The sequence below is a fragment of the Pantoea sp. X-Soil-ISGK-421 genome, from assembly GCF_059730785.1.
Genome location: NZ_AP035980.1, coordinates 615,438 through 631,016, shown reverse-complemented (window position 1 = coordinate 631,016; position 15,579 = coordinate 615,438). Strand labels below are relative to the sequence as shown.

15 protein-coding genes are annotated in these 15,579 nt (G+C 54.5%); 11 read left to right on the top strand and 4 right to left on the bottom strand.

Features of this window, described 5'->3' with window-relative positions:
• Positions 1 to 50: 50 nt before the first annotated feature.
• The 8 genes from AC6I8K_RS21615 to AC6I8K_RS21580 all read left to right on the top strand — a co-directional run bounded on the left by AC6I8K_RS21615 (position 51) and on the right by AC6I8K_RS21580 (position 8,447).
• Positions 51 to 1,052 (top strand): zinc-binding alcohol dehydrogenase family protein, encoded by a 1,002-nt coding sequence (locus AC6I8K_RS21615; protein WP_483818288.1) that lies wholly within the window; start codon positions 51 to 53, stop codon positions 1,050 to 1,052.
• Positions 1,053 to 1,167: 115 nt separating this feature from the next.
• Positions 1,168 to 1,821: an oxygen-insensitive NAD(P)H nitroreductase gene (gene nfsB / locus AC6I8K_RS21610; protein ID WP_064739871.1), complete on the top strand. Its 654-nt coding sequence runs from the start codon at positions 1,168 to 1,170 to the stop codon at positions 1,819 to 1,821.
• A 316-nt stretch (positions 1,822 to 2,137) separates the two neighbouring features.
• Positions 2,138 to 3,118 (top strand): TIM barrel protein, encoded by a 981-nt coding sequence (locus AC6I8K_RS21605; RefSeq protein ID WP_064739872.1) that lies wholly within the window; start codon positions 2,138 to 2,140, stop codon positions 3,116 to 3,118.
• A 50-nt stretch (positions 3,119 to 3,168) separates the two neighbouring features.
• Positions 3,169 to 4,209 (top strand): sugar ABC transporter substrate-binding protein, encoded by a 1,041-nt coding sequence (locus AC6I8K_RS21600; protein ID WP_064739873.1) that lies wholly within the window; start codon positions 3,169 to 3,171, stop codon positions 4,207 to 4,209.
• 16 nt (positions 4,210 to 4,225) lie between these two features.
• Positions 4,226 to 5,728 (top strand): sugar ABC transporter ATP-binding protein, encoded by a 1,503-nt coding sequence (locus AC6I8K_RS21595; protein ID WP_483818290.1) that lies wholly within the window; start codon positions 4,226 to 4,228, stop codon positions 5,726 to 5,728.
• A gap of 24 nt (positions 5,729 to 5,752) precedes the next feature.
• Entirely contained in the window at positions 5,753 to 6,724 is a 972-nt protein-coding gene (locus AC6I8K_RS21590; protein WP_064739876.1) for an ABC transporter permease, read from the top strand.
• The gene (locus AC6I8K_RS21585; protein WP_064739877.1) at positions 6,724 to 7,581 is read left to right on the top strand and encodes a MurR/RpiR family transcriptional regulator; all 858 of its coding nucleotides are present in this window, start codon (positions 6,724 to 6,726) and stop codon (positions 7,579 to 7,581) included. Before AC6I8K_RS21590 ends, AC6I8K_RS21585 begins: the two co-directional genes overlap by 1 nt.
• Before the next feature lie 2 nt (positions 7,582 to 7,583).
• Positions 7,584 to 8,447, top strand: a complete 864-nt coding sequence (locus tag AC6I8K_RS21580; RefSeq protein WP_497827564.1) for a ribokinase — start codon at positions 7,584 to 7,586, stop codon at positions 8,445 to 8,447.
• A 222-nt stretch (positions 8,448 to 8,669) separates the two neighbouring features.
• On the opposite strand, the gene AC6I8K_RS21575 is transcribed toward AC6I8K_RS21580, so the two are convergent.
• Genes AC6I8K_RS21575 through AC6I8K_RS21565 form a run of 3 tightly spaced genes read right to left on the bottom strand, consistent with a single transcriptional unit; the run spans position 8,670 to position 11,493 of the window.
• Positions 8,670 to 10,031, bottom strand: a complete 1,362-nt coding sequence (locus tag AC6I8K_RS21575; RefSeq protein WP_497827563.1) for a heavy metal sensor histidine kinase — start codon at positions 10,029 to 10,031, stop codon at positions 8,670 to 8,672.
• Positions 10,028 to 10,702, bottom strand: coding sequence for a heavy metal response regulator transcription factor (locus tag AC6I8K_RS21570; RefSeq protein WP_497827562.1), 675 nt, complete (start codon positions 10,700 to 10,702; stop codon positions 10,028 to 10,030). The genes AC6I8K_RS21575 and AC6I8K_RS21570 overlap by 4 nt, the downstream gene beginning before the upstream one ends.
• Positions 10,703 to 10,725: 23 nt before the next feature.
• Positions 10,726 to 11,493: an alpha/beta hydrolase gene (locus AC6I8K_RS21565; protein ID WP_497827561.1), complete on the bottom strand. Its 768-nt coding sequence runs from the start codon at positions 11,491 to 11,493 to the stop codon at positions 10,726 to 10,728.
• A 256-nt stretch (positions 11,494 to 11,749) separates the two neighbouring features.
• Between AC6I8K_RS21565 and AC6I8K_RS21560 the strand changes: the two genes are divergently transcribed.
• Both AC6I8K_RS21560 and AC6I8K_RS21555 read left to right on the top strand, forming a co-directional pair.
• Positions 11,750 to 12,520: an ABC transporter substrate-binding protein gene (locus AC6I8K_RS21560; RefSeq protein WP_497827560.1), complete on the top strand. Its 771-nt coding sequence runs from the start codon at positions 11,750 to 11,752 to the stop codon at positions 12,518 to 12,520.
• A 148-nt stretch (positions 12,521 to 12,668) separates the two neighbouring features.
• On the top strand, positions 12,669 to 13,739 hold the full coding sequence (locus AC6I8K_RS21555) for a DUF2817 domain-containing protein (RefSeq protein WP_497827673.1): 1,071 nt from the start codon (positions 12,669 to 12,671) through the stop codon (positions 13,737 to 13,739).
• Here AC6I8K_RS21555 and AC6I8K_RS21550 read toward each other — a convergent pair.
• Complete coding sequence (locus tag AC6I8K_RS21550; protein WP_497827559.1) at positions 13,734 to 14,504, bottom strand: 2OG-Fe(II) oxygenase; 771 nt, start codon at positions 14,502 to 14,504, stop codon at positions 13,734 to 13,736. The two genes, AC6I8K_RS21555 and AC6I8K_RS21550, sit on opposite strands and share 6 nt — an antisense overlap.
• A 99-nt stretch (positions 14,505 to 14,603) precedes the next feature.
• On the opposite strand from AC6I8K_RS21550, the gene AC6I8K_RS21545 reads away from it, so the two are divergent.
• Positions 14,604 to 15,503, top strand: a complete 900-nt coding sequence (locus tag AC6I8K_RS21545; protein WP_483818298.1) for a LysR substrate-binding domain-containing protein — start codon at positions 14,604 to 14,606, stop codon at positions 15,501 to 15,503.
• Positions 15,504 to 15,579 lie beyond the last annotated feature (76 nt).

Sequence of the window (15,579 nt, the reverse complement as noted above, 5' to 3'; positions counted from 1 at the left end):
CTATGCTGAATTCACTTCACCAAACCTGCTGATGAATAAGGATCTGCCTGATGAAAGCTATAGTCTATAGCCAAAACGGTTTACCGATTTCCGATGAAAATGCGCTGTATGAACTCGAGGTCGATAAGCCGACGCCGGGCGCGCGCGATCTGTTGGTAAAAATTCACGCCATTGCGGTGAATCCAGTGGACACCAAAGTACGCGCCGGTGCGCCAACCGATAAGCCGCGCATTCTCGGTTGGGATGCGGTGGGCGTGGTGGAAGCGGTGGGCGCGGATGTCACGCTGTTCCAGCCGGGCGATGAGGTGTTCTACGCCGGAGATATCACCCGCGCCGGCAGCTATGCCGAATATGGGCTGGTGGATGAGCGCATCGCCGGCCATAAACCGCGTTCGCTGAACGACGCCGATGCCGCCGCGTTGCCGCTCACCTCGCTGACGGCGTGGGAACTGCTGTTTGATCGTCTGGAGGTGCAGGCCGATGACAACGCCGCGCTGCTGATTATTGGCGCAGGCGGCGGCGTCGGTTCCATGTTGACGCAACTCGCCAGCAAGCTAACCAAATTGACGGTGATCGGCACCGCTTCCCGTCCGGAAACCGCGGAGTGGGTGCGTTCACTCGGCGCGCACCATGTGATTGATCATTCTCAACCGCTGGGCGAACAGCTGGCGGCGATTGGACATAAAGAGGTGCGCTATGTCGCCTCGCTGACGCACACCGACAGCTATTACGATCAGCTGATTGATGCGCTCGCGCCGCAGGGCAAGCTGGCGTTGATTGACGATCCGGAAACGCTGGATGCGGTGCCACTGAAGCGCAAAGCGATTTCGCTGCACTGGGAATTGATGTTTACCCGCTCGCTGTTCCAAACCGCCGATATGCAGCGCCAGCATGAGATTCTACAGCGCGTGAGCCAGTTAATTGATGACCAAACCTTGCAAACCACCGCCGGCGAACATCACGGCACCATTAACGCTGCCAATTTGCGCAAGGCGCATGCGCTGATCGAGAGTGGTCGCGCACGCGGTAAGATCGTGTTGAGCGAGTTTTAAGCAAACAAGTGCAATAAATAACTCAAAACACGCGCAATAAATTGCGCCGCTACGGATATCCGCACGCTTCTGTAGCGGCGCGATTTATCGCGCTTAATGCAATAAGGAATAAGCAATGACTCTTAATGATGCAGTCGCGCGTCGTCACACCGTCAAAGCGTTTGAGGGCGGTAAAAGCTTGCCGCAGGAAGAGATCGAAACGTTATTAAACGTGCTGCGCAACAGCCCGTCCTCGGTCAATTCGCAGCCCTGGCACTTTGTGGTCGCGTCAACCGCCGCAGGCCGCGAGCAGATGGCTAAATCCACCGACGGTGCATTTGTCTACAACAGCCCGAAGGTGCTGAATGCATCACACGTCATCGCACTGTGCATGCGCACCGATCTGGATGAAGCGCATCTGCAAAACGTGTTGGCGCAGGAAGAAGCGGACGGACGTTTCGCTAAGCCGGAAGGCAAAACGGGCCAGGATAACAGCCGTCGCAGCTACGTTGATATGCACCGTTACGAGCAACGTGATGTGCCTCAGTGGATGGAAAAACAGGTTTATCTGGCGCTGGGCGGATTGCTGCTGGGCGCGGCAATGTTAGGTATTGATGCCACTCCGATGGAAGGTTTTGATCAACGCGCGTTGGATCAGGCGCTGGGCCTGCGCGAGAAAGGTTTTACCAGCGTGGTGCTGGTGTCGCTCGGCTATCGCAGTGACGCAGATTTCAATGCCGCGCTGCCAAAATCACGTTTGCCGCGCGATGAAATTTTTACTTTTATTTAAGCACGTTGTGCAATAAATAGCGCCGCTACGAATAGGTACAGGCCTTTGTAGCGGCGCGATTTATCGCGCACTGTTTATCCGGGAAATCGTCGCGTAAAACGGTTTCGCCATCCTCGATATGTCCCTCTCTGTGTCAGAAAACGCCTGTCTATCCGCTGCAACAGCTTAAAAATTTCGTGAACATCCTCGCAATTCGAATAGTTCCTGAGCGTCACTACTTGCCAAAATTCCAGCTGTATGTAATTTATTCCATAACTTCACAAATAATCGTGAAGAAGGAAAGTACATTACAACTTGTCTCATAGGATCCTTCCTCATGTCGGAATTAAAGTTTGCTACACGTTTGAACTCTTTTGCCTCTGGGGCGCATCTTTACTGGCCCGATCAGCAGGGAAAACCCTCTGTTTTACAGATGATTGCGCGTGCAGGAAACGTGCAAGGATTAACGCATCTTGACCTCAACTATCCGCAGCACATCACCACCGATATCACAACGATGCGCCAGGCGATTGCCGATGCCGGTTTAGCGGTCAACGGTATGCAGATGCGTTGGGATGCGCCACAGTTCAAAATTGGGGCTTTTACCAATCCGGATGCCAAAATTCGTCGTGAAGCCATTGAACTGACCAAACGCGGTATCGATGCCGGTCGTGAATTTGGTTCAAGCCTGATGACGTTGTGGATGGGGCAGGACGGTTTCGATTACTGCTTCCAGGCTGACTATAAAAAAATGTGGGAAGACGCGGTCAGCGCAGTGCGCGAAGTGGCTGAATATGCGCCAGAGATCGACGTTAGCATCGAATACAAACCCAACGAGCCGCGTGCCTACAGCATCTTCCCCAATGCGACAACCTGCCTGCTCGCGGTCGAAGAGGCGGGCTGCAAAAATCTCGGTATCACGCTGGACTTTGCGCATGTGCTGTTTGCCAACGAAATTCCGGCTTTTGCCGCCGCGATGGTCGCGCGTCGCTCACGTCTGCTGGGTCTGGATTTGAATGATGGCTGGGGCAAACGTGATGACGGGTTGATGGCGGGATCGGTCAATCCACGTGCCACGCTGGAATTCCTCTGGCAGATGCAGCGTGATGGCTATAAAGGCGCTTATTACTTCGATACCTTCCCGGACGCCAGCGGCCTCGACCCTATCCGTGAAGCGGAAATCAATATCGCGACGGTGACCCGCCTGCTGAAATTGTGCGAGAAACTCAATAATAATCCAGCGCTGGAAGAAGCCATCAGCCGTCAGGATGCCGTCGCCTCGCAGCAAATTGTGAATGACATCATGCTTGCGCGTTAAGCAAGCGAACCACACCCACGTCCAGCTACAACTATAAAAAGGCTAACACCATGAAAAAGCTTTTACTCTCTGCCCTTACCTCCGCGTTGCTCTGCTCCAGCGTTTACGCTGCAACCTTGCCACCGCTGAAATCCGATTCTGAGCCCGATCGTACCGACTGGACGCAATTGGAAAGCAAATACGGCCCAATGCCAAAAGTCGATGCCAAGCTGAAAATTGGTGGCGTGTCAAAAACGCTAACCAATGAATACTGGCGCTCACTGGGCGAGGGCTATCAAAACATCGCGAAGAAATACGGTTTCACCGTGGCGTACCAGGCTGCGGCGAATGAAGACGATCAACTTGGTCAGTTGTCGATTGCTGAAACGCTGATTGCGCAGGGCTTCAATGGCCTGCTGGTATCGCCGCAAACCGACATCAACCTCGAACCTGCGCTGGAAAGTGCCAATAGCAAAGGCATTCCGGTGGTAAACGTGAACGATGCGGTGGTGCCGAGCGCACAGCATTATGTCGGGAATGTGCAAAAAGATAATGGCGTGCGCGTGGCGAAATGGTTCATCCAGCATCATCCACAAGGCGGCAAAGTGGCAGTGATCGAAGGCCAGCCGGGCGTGTACGCAGCGGGCCAGCGTACCGCTGGTTTCAAAGAGACGCTGCAGGCCAACGGCAAATTCAACATCGTCGCGAGTGTGCCAGCGAACTGGAGTCGCGAGCAGGCATTCAACGCTGCCTCCACCATTCTCCAGCAACACCCTGACTTGATCGGTTTCTACGCCAACAATGACACCATGGCATTGGGCGTGGTGGAAGCCGTGAGTTCGCAGAATAAAGCCAAACAGACCGCGGTATTTGGCACTGACGGCATTTCAGATGCGTATGCATCAATCAAGCGCGGTGAATTGACCGGCACGGTGGATAGCTTCCCGGTGCTGACTGGCGAAGTGGCGACAGAAGTGATTCTGCGTTTAATCGGCGGACAGAAACTGTCGCGCGTGGTGACCACGCCGCAGGCGTTGATTACCAAAGATAACGCCGAGGCTTTCTCCACCAAAGACAATAACAAACTGCGTCAGTTGCTGGCACAGCAGTAAAACAGGCGGAGAGCGTATGGAACAGTATCGCTTAATGATGCGCGGCATCACAAAAACCTACGGCAGCGCTGCGGCGCTGCAAGAGGTGGATTTTATGGTGCGGCCAGGTGAAGTACACGCGCTCATCGGTGAGAACGGGGCGGGCAAATCAACGCTGCTCAACATTCTTTCTGGTGTGCGCCCGGCCGACAGTGGCGAGATTCACGTCAACGGACAACGGGTGCAGATGAAGAACCCGTTGAGCGCACGCCATGCCGGCATCGCGATGATTCACCAGGAATTACAGCATGTTCCAGAGCTCTCCGTAGCCCAGAATATGTTTCTCGGCCGTCCACTTACCACCATGAACGGCTTATTCGTGGACAAGCGTGCGCAACTGGCGCGTGCGGTGCACATTCTTAAGCAGCTGGATCCCAGCATTAATCCGGCCGAGCCGATTAAGAATCTTAAGGTATCGCAGCAGCAGATCGTGGAAATAGCGCGTGCGCTGTTGGATGAAGCCAAGATCATCGCCATGGATGAACCCACCTCAAGTCTGACGCCACGTGAGTTTGAGCGCCTGGCTGAGTTGATCGCTGATTTGAAGTCGACCGGGGTATCACTGATCTACGTGTCGCACAAGATGAATGAGATTTTCCAGGTATGCGATCGCGCCACCATCATGCGCGACGGCCGCCAGGTTGGCGTCGTGAATATTTGTGACGAAACCGAAGAGAGTATCGTCGCCAAAATGGTCGGGCGTAAAATCGAGAAGCTGGAACATCACTCGTGGGCCACCGATCGTCAGGTGCTGCAGGTAGAAAATGTGGCGCGCGGCAACGAGATTAAACCTGCCAGTTTCACCGTCTGCGCCGGGGAAGTGCTTGGCATTGCCGGATTAGTCGGCGCCGGTCGTACCGAATTGCTCAAGTTGATTGCCGGTATCGATAAACGCAGCGCCGGTGAAGTCCGCGTCAACGGCAAAGCAGTACGCAATCATAATGTCAGTGCCGCTATTCGCGCTGGCATCGGTTTGGTGCCGGAAGATCGCAAGAAAGAGGGCATCATCAAGGCGCGCGCGGTGAAAATGAACATGGCGCTTCCCTCAATGCGTAACTTCACGCTGGGTGGTGTGATCCGTAAAGCGAAGCTGAATCACGTCGCACAAGAGGTGATGTCTGACCTGAAACTGCGTCCGCTGAATATCGAAAAACCGATCGGTACACTGAGCGGCGGTAATCAACAAAAGGTGATTATTGGTCGTTGGGTGGCGGCGGATGCAGAAGTATTTTTATTTGATGAACCAACCCGGGGAATTGATATCGGTGCCAAATCAGAAATTTATAATCTGATTGAGAAACTGGCACAGCAAGGCAAAGCCATTGTGGTGGTCTCTTCGGAAATGACGGAGATATTGCGGGTATCCGATCGCGTTTTAGTCATGCGTGAAGGAAAAATCACCCGCGAACTGCAGGGCGCAGAGATTACCGAAGAGAATATCGCTAGCTTTGCGATAAAAGAAATTAAAGAAGCCGTTTAACGCTTATTCTATCAAGGCTAAATTATGATGACGCAAAGTTCCACTCAGTCTACAGCTGTGCCGTCGGCGCTGCTCAAATTTAATCTGCGCGACGCGGGCACGTTAATCGGTCTGATTATTATCGTCGTGACCTTTTCATTTTTATCGCCGGTGTTTTTTACCGTGCCAAACTTGCTGAATATTCTGCAGCAGTCTTCAATCAACGCCTTAATTGCGTTGGGTATGACGCTGGTGATTATTTCGGGCGGCATTGACCTCTCTGTTGGACCGACGGCAGCGTTGTCCGCGGTATTAGGTGCCACCATGATGGTGGCGGGTGTTCCGGTGCCAGTCGCCATTATGGCAACGTTAGGGATTGGCGCGCTGTGTGGCGTATTTAGCGGATCTCTCATTGCGTATGCGGGGTTACAGCCTTTTATTGTCACGCTCGGCGGATTATCACTCTTCCGTGCTATCGCACTGATTTATACCGGCGGTAATCCAGTATTTGGTATTCCAATGGAATTCCGCAGTATCATCAACAGTGCGGTATTTGGCGTACCTACACCAATCGTCATTGTCGCGGTTATCGCACTGGTATTATGGGTGGTCATGAATAAAACCCCACTGGGTGAATATATCCTTGCGGTGGGCGGTAACGAAGAAGCGGCGCGCGTGGCCGGTGTGCCGGTAAAACGCACCAAAGTGACCGTGTATATTATTTCTGGCACGCTAGCGTCACTGGCTTCGTTAATTCTGATTGGTCGCTTAGGTGCCGCTGAACCCACGATCGGCAATTTATGGGAGCTGGACGCGATTGCCGCGGCGGCGATTGGCGGCGCATCGTTGATGGGCGGGAAAGGCAGCATCATCGGTACCCTGATCGGTGCGATTATTCTTGGCGCACTGCGTAATGGCTTGACTCTGCTAAATATTCAGGCCTTTTACCAATTGCTTGCTACCGGCCTAATCATTATTATAGCGATGTTGATTGACCGGGCGACAAGAGGCAGGTAATGAAGCAAGATCCGCGAGCCATTGGCGCTCAAATTCGCATGCGATTACCGCAACTGACGCCGTTAGAAAGACGTGTAGCAGAAGCGATTATTTCCAGAACCGACATTAATGAACAAACATCACTGCAAGAGATCGCTGAGGAAAATGGTGTCTCACAGGCGATGATTGTGAAAATTACCAAGAAGCTTAACTTTACTGGCTTTCGTAATTTTCGTACCGGATTGATTTATTATAATCAGTCTGAGGTGGCGGGTTTGCATGCGGAAATTGAGCCAGACGATTCGTCGGAGCAATTGCTAGCGAAAGTATTCAGAACCTCTATTCAGGCGATAGAAGAAACTTTATCTATTCTGGATATTTCGCAGTTTAACCGCGCGGCAGACATTTTATTTAAAGCGCGTCATATCGATCTTTATGCGGTGGGCGGTTCTGCCACGGTAGCACGCGATTTATCGCATAAGTTGCTAAAGATCGGTATTAAATCGACGGCCTACGATGATGCCCATATTATGCTGATGTCGGCAGCGGTTTTGTCTGATGATGATGTGGTTATCGCCATCAGCCATTCCGGTGCGACGCGCGCGGTAAATGATCCTATTAAGCTGGCGGCACGTAACGGCGCAAAAATTATTGCGATTACGAATTATGCCGAGTCGCCTATTGCGCGTATTGCGCATGTGGTTCTTACATCAACTTCTCAGGGATCGCACCTGCTTGGCGAAAATGCCGCATCACGTATCGCGCAGTTAAATATTCTCGATGCGTTATTCGTCGCGATTGCCAAAAAAGATCTTAAGCGGGCAGAAACTAATCTGATGAAAACCCAGCGTGCGGTTCAGGACCTGCGAGACTTTTAGTCATGAACAAAATTATTGTTGCCGGCAGCTTGCATTACGACGTGATGCTGGCGGCTCATCATCGCCCGGAAAAAGGCGAAACGGTTATCGGTAGTGGCTGCAATTATAAATTTGGCGGTAAAGGGGGTAATCAGGCCGTCGCTGCAGCGCGGGCCGGTGTGCCAGTGAGTTTTGTCGGTGCGGTGGGTGATGATGCGCAGGGGCGGTTTTTAATCGATGCACTGCATGAAGCGGGTGTTGATACACAGGCTGTGGCGGTGTTGCCAGGCGTGCCATCCGGCATGAGCGTAGCGATCAGCGATGCGCAAGGGGATTACGGCGCGGTAGTGGTGTCGAACGCTAATCTGCATATTGAAGCTGCAACCTTATCCGCAGAATTATGGCGTGATGCAGGCTTGCTGGTGCTGCAAAATGAAGTGCCCGCAAGCGTGAATCTGCAACTGGCACAGCAGGCGAAACAGCGCGGCATTGCGGTATGCATTAATGCAGCACCGGCGCGTGAAATCGAACCGGAACTGGTCGCCTGCGTGCAACTGCTGATCGTCAACGCCGTCGAAGCGCGTGACATGTGCCAGCGTGTGGTCACTGACCTGGCCTCAGCTTGTGAAGCGGCGCAAACCCTGGCGCTGCGCTTCCCACAGGTGATTGTGACAGCGGGCGAACATGGGCTGGCGTTATGTGAGCAAGGGCAGAGCGCATTCAGCATACCCGCCATTCCGGTCAAACTGGTGAGTACACATGGTGCGGGTGATTGCTTCGTGGGTGTGCTGAGCCAGTCGCTGTTGGCGGGCCTCAGTTTGGCGGACGCGGCGGAGAAAGCCAATCAAGCCGCCGCCGAACACGTTTCACGGCCGTTATCTTCTTAAGGTCTTTCTCGGGTATTCAGATTTTTTTCTGCCGGAGATACGATCAATAAATGCATTTGTACTAATAACGATTTTACCGGGATACCTTAGGGAGCGCATTGCGATGCACCTTAAGGCATCTGTGGGGCTGGCTGCGTTGTGCAACTGCCTCAGCATTAGGCCAATGAAACATGCTCTGCGTTTATGTGATCGGCATTAGGCTGTGCATGACAACCGCGTAACCTACGGAAATCGCAGCGTAAAGCGGTTCACGCCATGCTCGCTCTGTACCTCACAACATCCCTGATGCAGCCGCATAATGCTGCGCACAATCGACAATCCCAACCCGCTGCTGCCCTGATGACGGGACGCATCGGCGCGCCAGAAGCGATCAAAGATGCGCGCTTGCTGTGCAGCGCTCAGCGCCGGGCCGTGGTTCTCCACCACCAATCTGCTGCCGTGATTGAAAATCCGCACGCTGGAGTGCGGTTCGCCGTAGCGCAGCGCGTTGGCGATCAGATTAGCCAGCGCGCGTTGCAGCAGTAGAGGATCGGCACGCAGTTCGCCGTGCAGCGCCATCTCCAGCCGCATCGACTGCTCTTCCGCCATGCCGTCGAAGTAATCCTTGAGTTTCTCACCGAGCTGCGCCAGATCGATGCGCTGGATATCCATTACCTGGCTGGCATCTTCAGCCTTCGCCAGAAACAGCATGTTATCGATCATCTTCGCCAGACGTTCCAGCTCTTCGTAATTGGATCCGAGCAGCGCCTGATATTCGCCCACGCGGCGCGTTTGGCTCAGCGCTACTTCGGTTTGGCCGATCAGGGTGTTAATCGGCGTGCGCAAATCGTGCGCCATATCTGCAGAAACCTGGCTCAATTGCTGATAGCCCATTTCAAGGCGACTCAGCATCTGATTAAAGGCGGCCACCAGCGGCTGCAATTCGGCTACCGCTTGTTCAGGCATGCGGTCAGATAAATGACGCACATCTATGGCATCTGCCTGCGCGGCCAAATGACGTAACGGTGTTAAACCGCGCCGCACCAGCCAGATGCTGATCGCCGCCACCAGCAATGCGGCCAGCGCGGTGGCGAGAATAATTTGATCGCGATAGCTGTTGAGGGTTTGCGTCCGGTCGCTCATCAGGCGGCCAGTGATGATCTCAATTTGGCCGTTGCCATCGCGTGTCGGCGTCAGCGCTGCCGCCGCAATAAACGGCGTGCCGTCTGCAGTGGCTTGATGATGCACCGACGACAATGCAAGCGGCTGATCGGCGGCAACCGGCGTAATCGCGGGGATCGGGCGCTGGCCGGGATTGACCACAATCAGCGGCGGCTGGCCGGGAAAACGCAGCACCAGCAGCGATTCGGTATTTCCAAGCATGTTGGCGAACAACCGCGGTTTTTGCTGAATCAGCGTAATCACATCTTCATCGCGCAGCAGCGTGCGGATCTGATCGATGCGTGTAAGCAGCGCCGCGTCATCGCGTACGCCAATCTGCATCGCCAGCGAGTGAAAGAGTGCGAGGCCGCTGAGGGAGAAGATGACGATCACCGTGGCGCTGAGCAGCAGTGACAGGCGCGCGGCGAGAGAACGGATTTTCATGATTCGGCTTCGCAGCGATAACCCACGCCGTGTACGGTATGAATCAATGGCTGAGCAAATGGGCCATCAATTTTCTGCCGCAGGCGTTTCACCGCCACATCCACCACATTAGTGTCGCTATCGAAATTCATGTCCCAGACGCGTGAGGCAATCACGGTGCGCGTCAGCACTTCGCCGGGATGCAGCAGGAAGAGATGCAGCAGGTTGAACTCTTTGTTGGTGAGATCGATACGCTGACCCGCGCGCTCAACGCGCCGTTTCAGGATATCGAGCTGTAAATCGGCAAGCTGTAACAGGTCCGGCAACTTCTGCTGGCCGCCGCGTCGCAGCTGGGTGCGTACGCGCGCCAGCAATTCGGCGAACGAGAAGGGCTTGACCAGATAATCATCGGCACCCAGTTCCAGCCCTTTAATGCGATCCTCCAGCGTGCCTTTAGCGGTGAGGAACATCACCGGCGTGTGGATCTGTGTATCCAGCGCCGCCATCACTTGCCAGCCGTCCATGCCGGGCATCATCACGTCGAGCAGAATCAAATCGTAATGATGCTCTTGCGCATAGAACAAGCCATCCTGACCGTTTTCCGCTACATCAACGATGAATCCCGCTTCGGTCAATCCTTTGCGCATGTAATCGCGCGCTTTGGCTTCATCTTCTATCACCAAAATTTTCATGCGCTTCTCCGCGGGAGGGGGCGTCAGGGCTGAGCGTGTAGCGCGGCTTGTTCGATCAATTTCGCGACATCGTCAGGATGCGATTGATACACCGAATGGCTGGCACCGGCAATTTCCACCGTGTGGCTGTGCGCGCGTTTGGCGTACATGCGTTCCAGATCGGGACTGATGATTTTGTCAGCTTTCGCCACCATGTACCAGCTAGGCTTGGTCTTCCACGCCGGATCGGGAATGTTGGCGGTGAAGACGGCCGAGTTCGTCGGCATCTGTGCATGCGCTTCAAAATCGGCCTGCGCGGCGGGTAAATCGGCTGCGAAATCGCTGTGGTAATTTTCTGGCGCGATGGTCAGGTAACCGTCGCTGGACTTAGCAAACGGATGCGCGCTATTGGGAAATTTTTTGCCGTTGCTGGCTTCGGTTTCGCCGTTATCCAGCGCATGCGCCGCGATGTAAACCAACCCGGCGACTTTATTGTCGTTACCGGCTTCACTGATGATTGCGCCGCCGTAGCTGTGGCCAACCAGAATCACCGGACCCTGTTGCTGATCGATAATGCGGCGCGTCGCCGTCACATCTTCCGGAAAACCGGTTAGCGGCTCTTGTACCAGCGTCACCTTGTAGCCATCATGGGTTAAACGGTCATATACCGGTCGCCAGCCCGCACCGGCAACAAAAGCGCCATGTACCAGCACAATATTCTTGACCGGCTGCGCCTGAGCCTGGGCTGCGCCGCCTGCCAGTGTCAGCAGCATACCCGCGGCAAGGGTGAGTTTTTTCATTTTCAATTTCATCGTAATACGCCTGAATGAGTGGGTTGGTCTACAGGATATGAAATGGGCGCTGACATCAGCATGAGTGAGTGATGACAAAAGAGTGACAAGGGTGCTGATTAAGTATCTTTTACTTCCGCCGATAAAATCGCTTAACCCCTTCTGTTTAATAAGAATTTCCTCTGCACAAAATCCACTATTTCAGTGGTGACAATGTGTTCACCATGTTATTAACTTTGCATGCCGTTGTGAATTTACCTGCCTGCTGGAGTTAACAATGAAGAAGAATCTGTCTTTCGCGATACTGCTTTCACTCACCGCGTTCAGCCATGTGGCGCTTGCCGAGCAAACTTTGCGTTTCGGCGTCGATCCGACGTTCCCGCCGTTTGAATCCAAAGCCAGCGACGGTTCGCTGCAGGGTTTTGATATCGATCTCGGCAATGCGATTTGTGTCCAGGCAAAAGTGAAGTGCCAATGGGTGCAGATCGGCTTTGATGGCAGCATTCCGGCGCTGCAGGCGAAGAAATTTGATGCGATCCTCTCGGCGATGTCGATGACGGAGAAACGGCGCGCGCAGGTAGCGTTCAGCGACATGCTCTACAACACGCCCAGTGCGTTGCTGACCCCGACAAACAGCACGTTAACGGCCGACCTCGCGACGCTGCACGGCAAAACCATTGGTGTGGCGCAGGGCACCATTCAGGAAACTTACGCGAAAACCAAATGGGCATCGCACGGCGTGAATGTGGTGTCGTACGCGAACCAGATGGAGGTTTATCCAGATTTGGCGGCAGGGCGTCTTGATGCCAGCGTAACGAACGCGGTTTCCGCTGAGCAGGGCTTCCTGCAATCACCGGAAGGCAAAGGTTTCACGATTAAAGCCACATTGGTGGATAAACAGATCTTTGGCGACGGCGTGGGGATTGCCCTGCGTAAAGATGATGCAGCCAATCTAAAGCTGATCAACACCGCGCTAGCTGAACTGCACAGCAACGGCACCTACGATCAACTGGCGAAAAAGTATTTTAAATTTAAGGTCTATCCGTAAGTCTGCGGTGATCTATCCATTGAAGGCACAATCCGTAGCGGCGCGATTCATCGCGCTGTTTTGACGTTGCTCTGACTCACGCGCATGCCCGGAACAATGCGCGATAAATCGCGCCGCTACAAAGGGTGCGATTGAAGGAAATATCATGATTTTACTACCGCACTATACCAGCCAGCGCGCGCGTTTCATCGCCGCCGTGAACCGCCAAGACGGCACATTAACCTCCTATGCCCATCCGTTACCCGGACCGCAGGGTGAAGAACTCTCCACCGACGTAGCGGTGATCGGCGATCCGGCAGCGTCACGCGTGATGCTGGTGATCTCCGGCACGCACGGCGTGGAAGGCTATTACGGCTCCGATTGCCAGATTGCCTGGCTGGATACCTTCAACCTGACGGCGCTGCCTGCTGACACCGCCATTGTGCTGCTGCATCTGCTCAATCCGTGGGGCGCAGCGCATTTACGCCGCGTCAATGAAGACAACATCGATCTCAACCGCAATTTCATTGATTTCTCCCAGCCAGCGCCAGCCAATCCCGCTTATGCCGCGTGGCATGGCATTTATCATGGCGATCGCGCCAGTGCCGATAAGCTGTTAGCCGAAACGCTGAACAGCACCGGTTGGCAGGCGGTAAAGCGCGTGGTGGAAGCGGGGCAATATCACGCGCCGGAGGGCTTCTTTTACGGCGGTCAGCAGCCAAGCTGGTCCTATCGCACGCTGAAAAACATCATCAGCCATCATTTGTCTCAGGCCAAAACCGTCATCAGCTTCGATCTGCACACTGGCGCAGGCGCATGGGGACATCCGATGCTGCTGTCAATTGCCGAGCAGCGTTTTGCAGCGCATGACTGGGGCCAGGAGATTTACGCTGAGTGGCTGACGCTGCTGTTTACCGGCGCGGGACGCGACAGCGAAACCGGCGTGACCGCCACTGCCACCGGCTATGTGTCGCAATTCCTGTTGACCTCGCTAGCAGATACGCAGATTTTGCCGCTGGTGGTGGAGTGCGGCACTTATCCCGGCGAGGAGATGCATCGCCGCGTGCGCGACGATCACTGGCTGCATCTGCATGGCGATCCAGCCAGTGAATCAGGACAAGTCATTAAGCAGGAACTGGTGGAGGGATTCTGGCCTGCCGACGCCGACTGGCGCGCGCTGGTGGCCTTTCGCACCCAGCAAATCTTTGTGCGTGGCTGGCGAGCGCTGATCGATTTATAACCGCCCGTAAAATGTCATACGGGCAGTTTCCGACAGCGCAATGCCCGGCTCCGTGTTATACGCCAGTACCGCCAGCATGCGGGTGATATCACCTTCGGTTGGCGTAACGCGATGCAATGAATTACGGCCACGGAACAGCACCAAATCTCCGGCATCGATCGCCAGCGCCTCAACTGATTGACGTTGATCCAGTACCGCGGCAACGCCGTCGAAATTCATCTCGCCGGCATCGGCATCGCGCAGATCTTTCACATACTGGAACACAGCCCCCGCGCGCGGCTTCTGCACCAGCAGCGTGATGGCGAACGACGAGTTATCGAAGTGCCAGCCGAGTTCCTGCCCCGCGGGCGCGTAGTGCAGATTGATTGATGAGAGCGGATCGGCATACGGAAAGAGCGCTGCTTCTCCCAGCACATCGCACAGGAAGCTTTTGAACAGTTCATCGTTGTAGAGCTGACGTAGCGGTGAATCGGCGCCAATCACATCATCGGTGATGCAGCCTTTGGTGCTGATGACATCGCGATTGCGCGGATGATCGGCGTTGAAAGCCTCATCTTTTTTCATTAGATAAACGTTGTGTTTGCTGGCGGTGTGATACGCCAGATGGCGCTGCGCCGTACCTTCCGCAATGATGGCTTGCAGCGCAGCAGGCTGCAGGAACTGACGTAAAACCAACGCGCCGTGCTGATTAAGTTGTTCACGGCAGGTGCGGCGCCAGTCGGCATCGGCCAGCGGATGCAGATCGAAACGAATCAAGGCAGACATAGTTTCACTTCTCATGTGTTGCAGGTGTGTAATAACTGTAACGCGCTGATAAGGTACTACGTAACGATAAAAATTTAATACCTTGCTAAGGAAACCTTAATGCCTGCGCCATCACCGCGTTTGCCAAAAATCAGCGTCATCCATTCGTTTAAAGTGGCGGCGGAACTGGGCAGCCTGGCAAAAGCGGCTGCGCAGCTGGCGTTAACCCCCGCTGCGGTGAGTCAGCAAATTCGTCAGCTGGAAGGGCAGTTAGGCAGCACGCTGTTTGTGCGCACGCAAAGCGGCGTGATGCTGACGGAGATCGGCAAAGAGTATCTGCGCTATGTCACCGAAGCGTTCGACATTCTGCACCTCGGCCAGCAAAACCTGCGCCATGCGGCGTCAGCACCGAAGTTAACGCTCTATTCACTGCCGGCGCTGGCCTCAAAATGGCTGCTGCCCCATATTGCGCAGTGGCGTGAGCAGTGCGCAGATATCGATTTATCGCTGCACGGCACCCATACGCCGGTGGATTTCAACGCCACGCCCGCTGATTTTGTCATCTGTTTTGGTGACGATCGCTATCCGCAGCTGGATAAGCAGTTGCTGTTCCTCGATGAGGTGCTGCCGGTGGCCAGCCCGGCACTGCTACAACACTCTGCCGGGCAGAATGTGCTGCAGCAAGCACCGCTAATCCACCTCGACTGGGGCAACGAAGGGCGCTTCTTGCCTGACTGGCGCAGCTGGTTTCAGGCGAAAGGGATCGACGAGCCACGGCCACAGCCGTCGTTCAGTTTCAATCTTACCTCGCTGGCGATTGATGCCGCCGTGGCAGGCACCGGTGTGCTGCTTGGTCAGCGTCGTTTGATTGCCAACGAACTGGCGCGCGGTGAGTTGGTGATTGTCGATCCGCTCAGCCTGCCGCTCAGTAAACCTTACTTCCTTGCCTGGCCGCAACGCTCGTTGAGCCAACCCGGTAGCGATGCGCTGATTCGCTGGCTTACGCAGTTGGCGAGTTAAAAAATTGTTAACAACTTCATCTTGCGGCGGAGGATTTTGCCGTAAACTGTTGCGCTTGCCGCTGTCTGCCTGGTGC

Bases quoted from the DNA above. Each gene is read 5' to 3' on its own strand.
- AC6I8K_RS21545 (WP_483818298.1), top strand. From the start codon at position 14,604: ATGCCTGCGCCATCACCGCGTTTGCCAAAAATCAGCGTCATCCATTCG.
- AC6I8K_RS21595 (WP_483818290.1), top strand. From the start codon at position 4,226: ATGGAACAGTATCGCTTAATGATGCGCGGCATCACAAAAACCTACGGC.
- AC6I8K_RS21560 (WP_497827560.1), top strand. From the start codon at position 11,750: ATGAAGAAGAATCTGTCTTTCGCGATACTGCTTTCACTCACCGCGTTC.
- AC6I8K_RS21580 (WP_497827564.1), top strand. From the start codon at position 7,584: ATGAACAAAATTATTGTTGCCGGCAGCTTGCATTACGACGTGATGCTG.
- AC6I8K_RS21605 (WP_064739872.1), top strand. From the start codon at position 2,138: ATGTCGGAATTAAAGTTTGCTACACGTTTGAACTCTTTTGCCTCTGGG.
- AC6I8K_RS21565 (WP_497827561.1), bottom strand. From the start codon at position 11,493: ATGAAATTGAAAATGAAAAAACTCACCCTTGCCGCGGGTATGCTGCTG.
- AC6I8K_RS21615 (WP_483818288.1), top strand. From the start codon at position 51: ATGAAAGCTATAGTCTATAGCCAAAACGGTTTACCGATTTCCGATGAA.
- AC6I8K_RS21550 (WP_497827559.1), bottom strand. From the start codon at position 14,504: ATGTCTGCCTTGATTCGTTTCGATCTGCATCCGCTGGCCGATGCCGAC.
- AC6I8K_RS21600 (WP_064739873.1), top strand. From the start codon at position 3,169: ATGAAAAAGCTTTTACTCTCTGCCCTTACCTCCGCGTTGCTCTGCTCC.
- AC6I8K_RS21585 (WP_064739877.1), top strand. From the start codon at position 6,724: ATGAAGCAAGATCCGCGAGCCATTGGCGCTCAAATTCGCATGCGATTA.
- AC6I8K_RS21570 (WP_497827562.1), bottom strand. From the start codon at position 10,702: ATGAAAATTTTGGTGATAGAAGATGAAGCCAAAGCGCGCGATTACATG.
- AC6I8K_RS21590 (WP_064739876.1), top strand. From the start codon at position 5,753: ATGATGACGCAAAGTTCCACTCAGTCTACAGCTGTGCCGTCGGCGCTG.
- nfsB (WP_064739871.1), top strand. From the start codon at position 1,168: ATGACTCTTAATGATGCAGTCGCGCGTCGTCACACCGTCAAAGCGTTT.
- AC6I8K_RS21575 (WP_497827563.1), bottom strand. From the start codon at position 10,031: ATGAAAATCCGTTCTCTCGCCGCGCGCCTGTCACTGCTGCTCAGCGCC.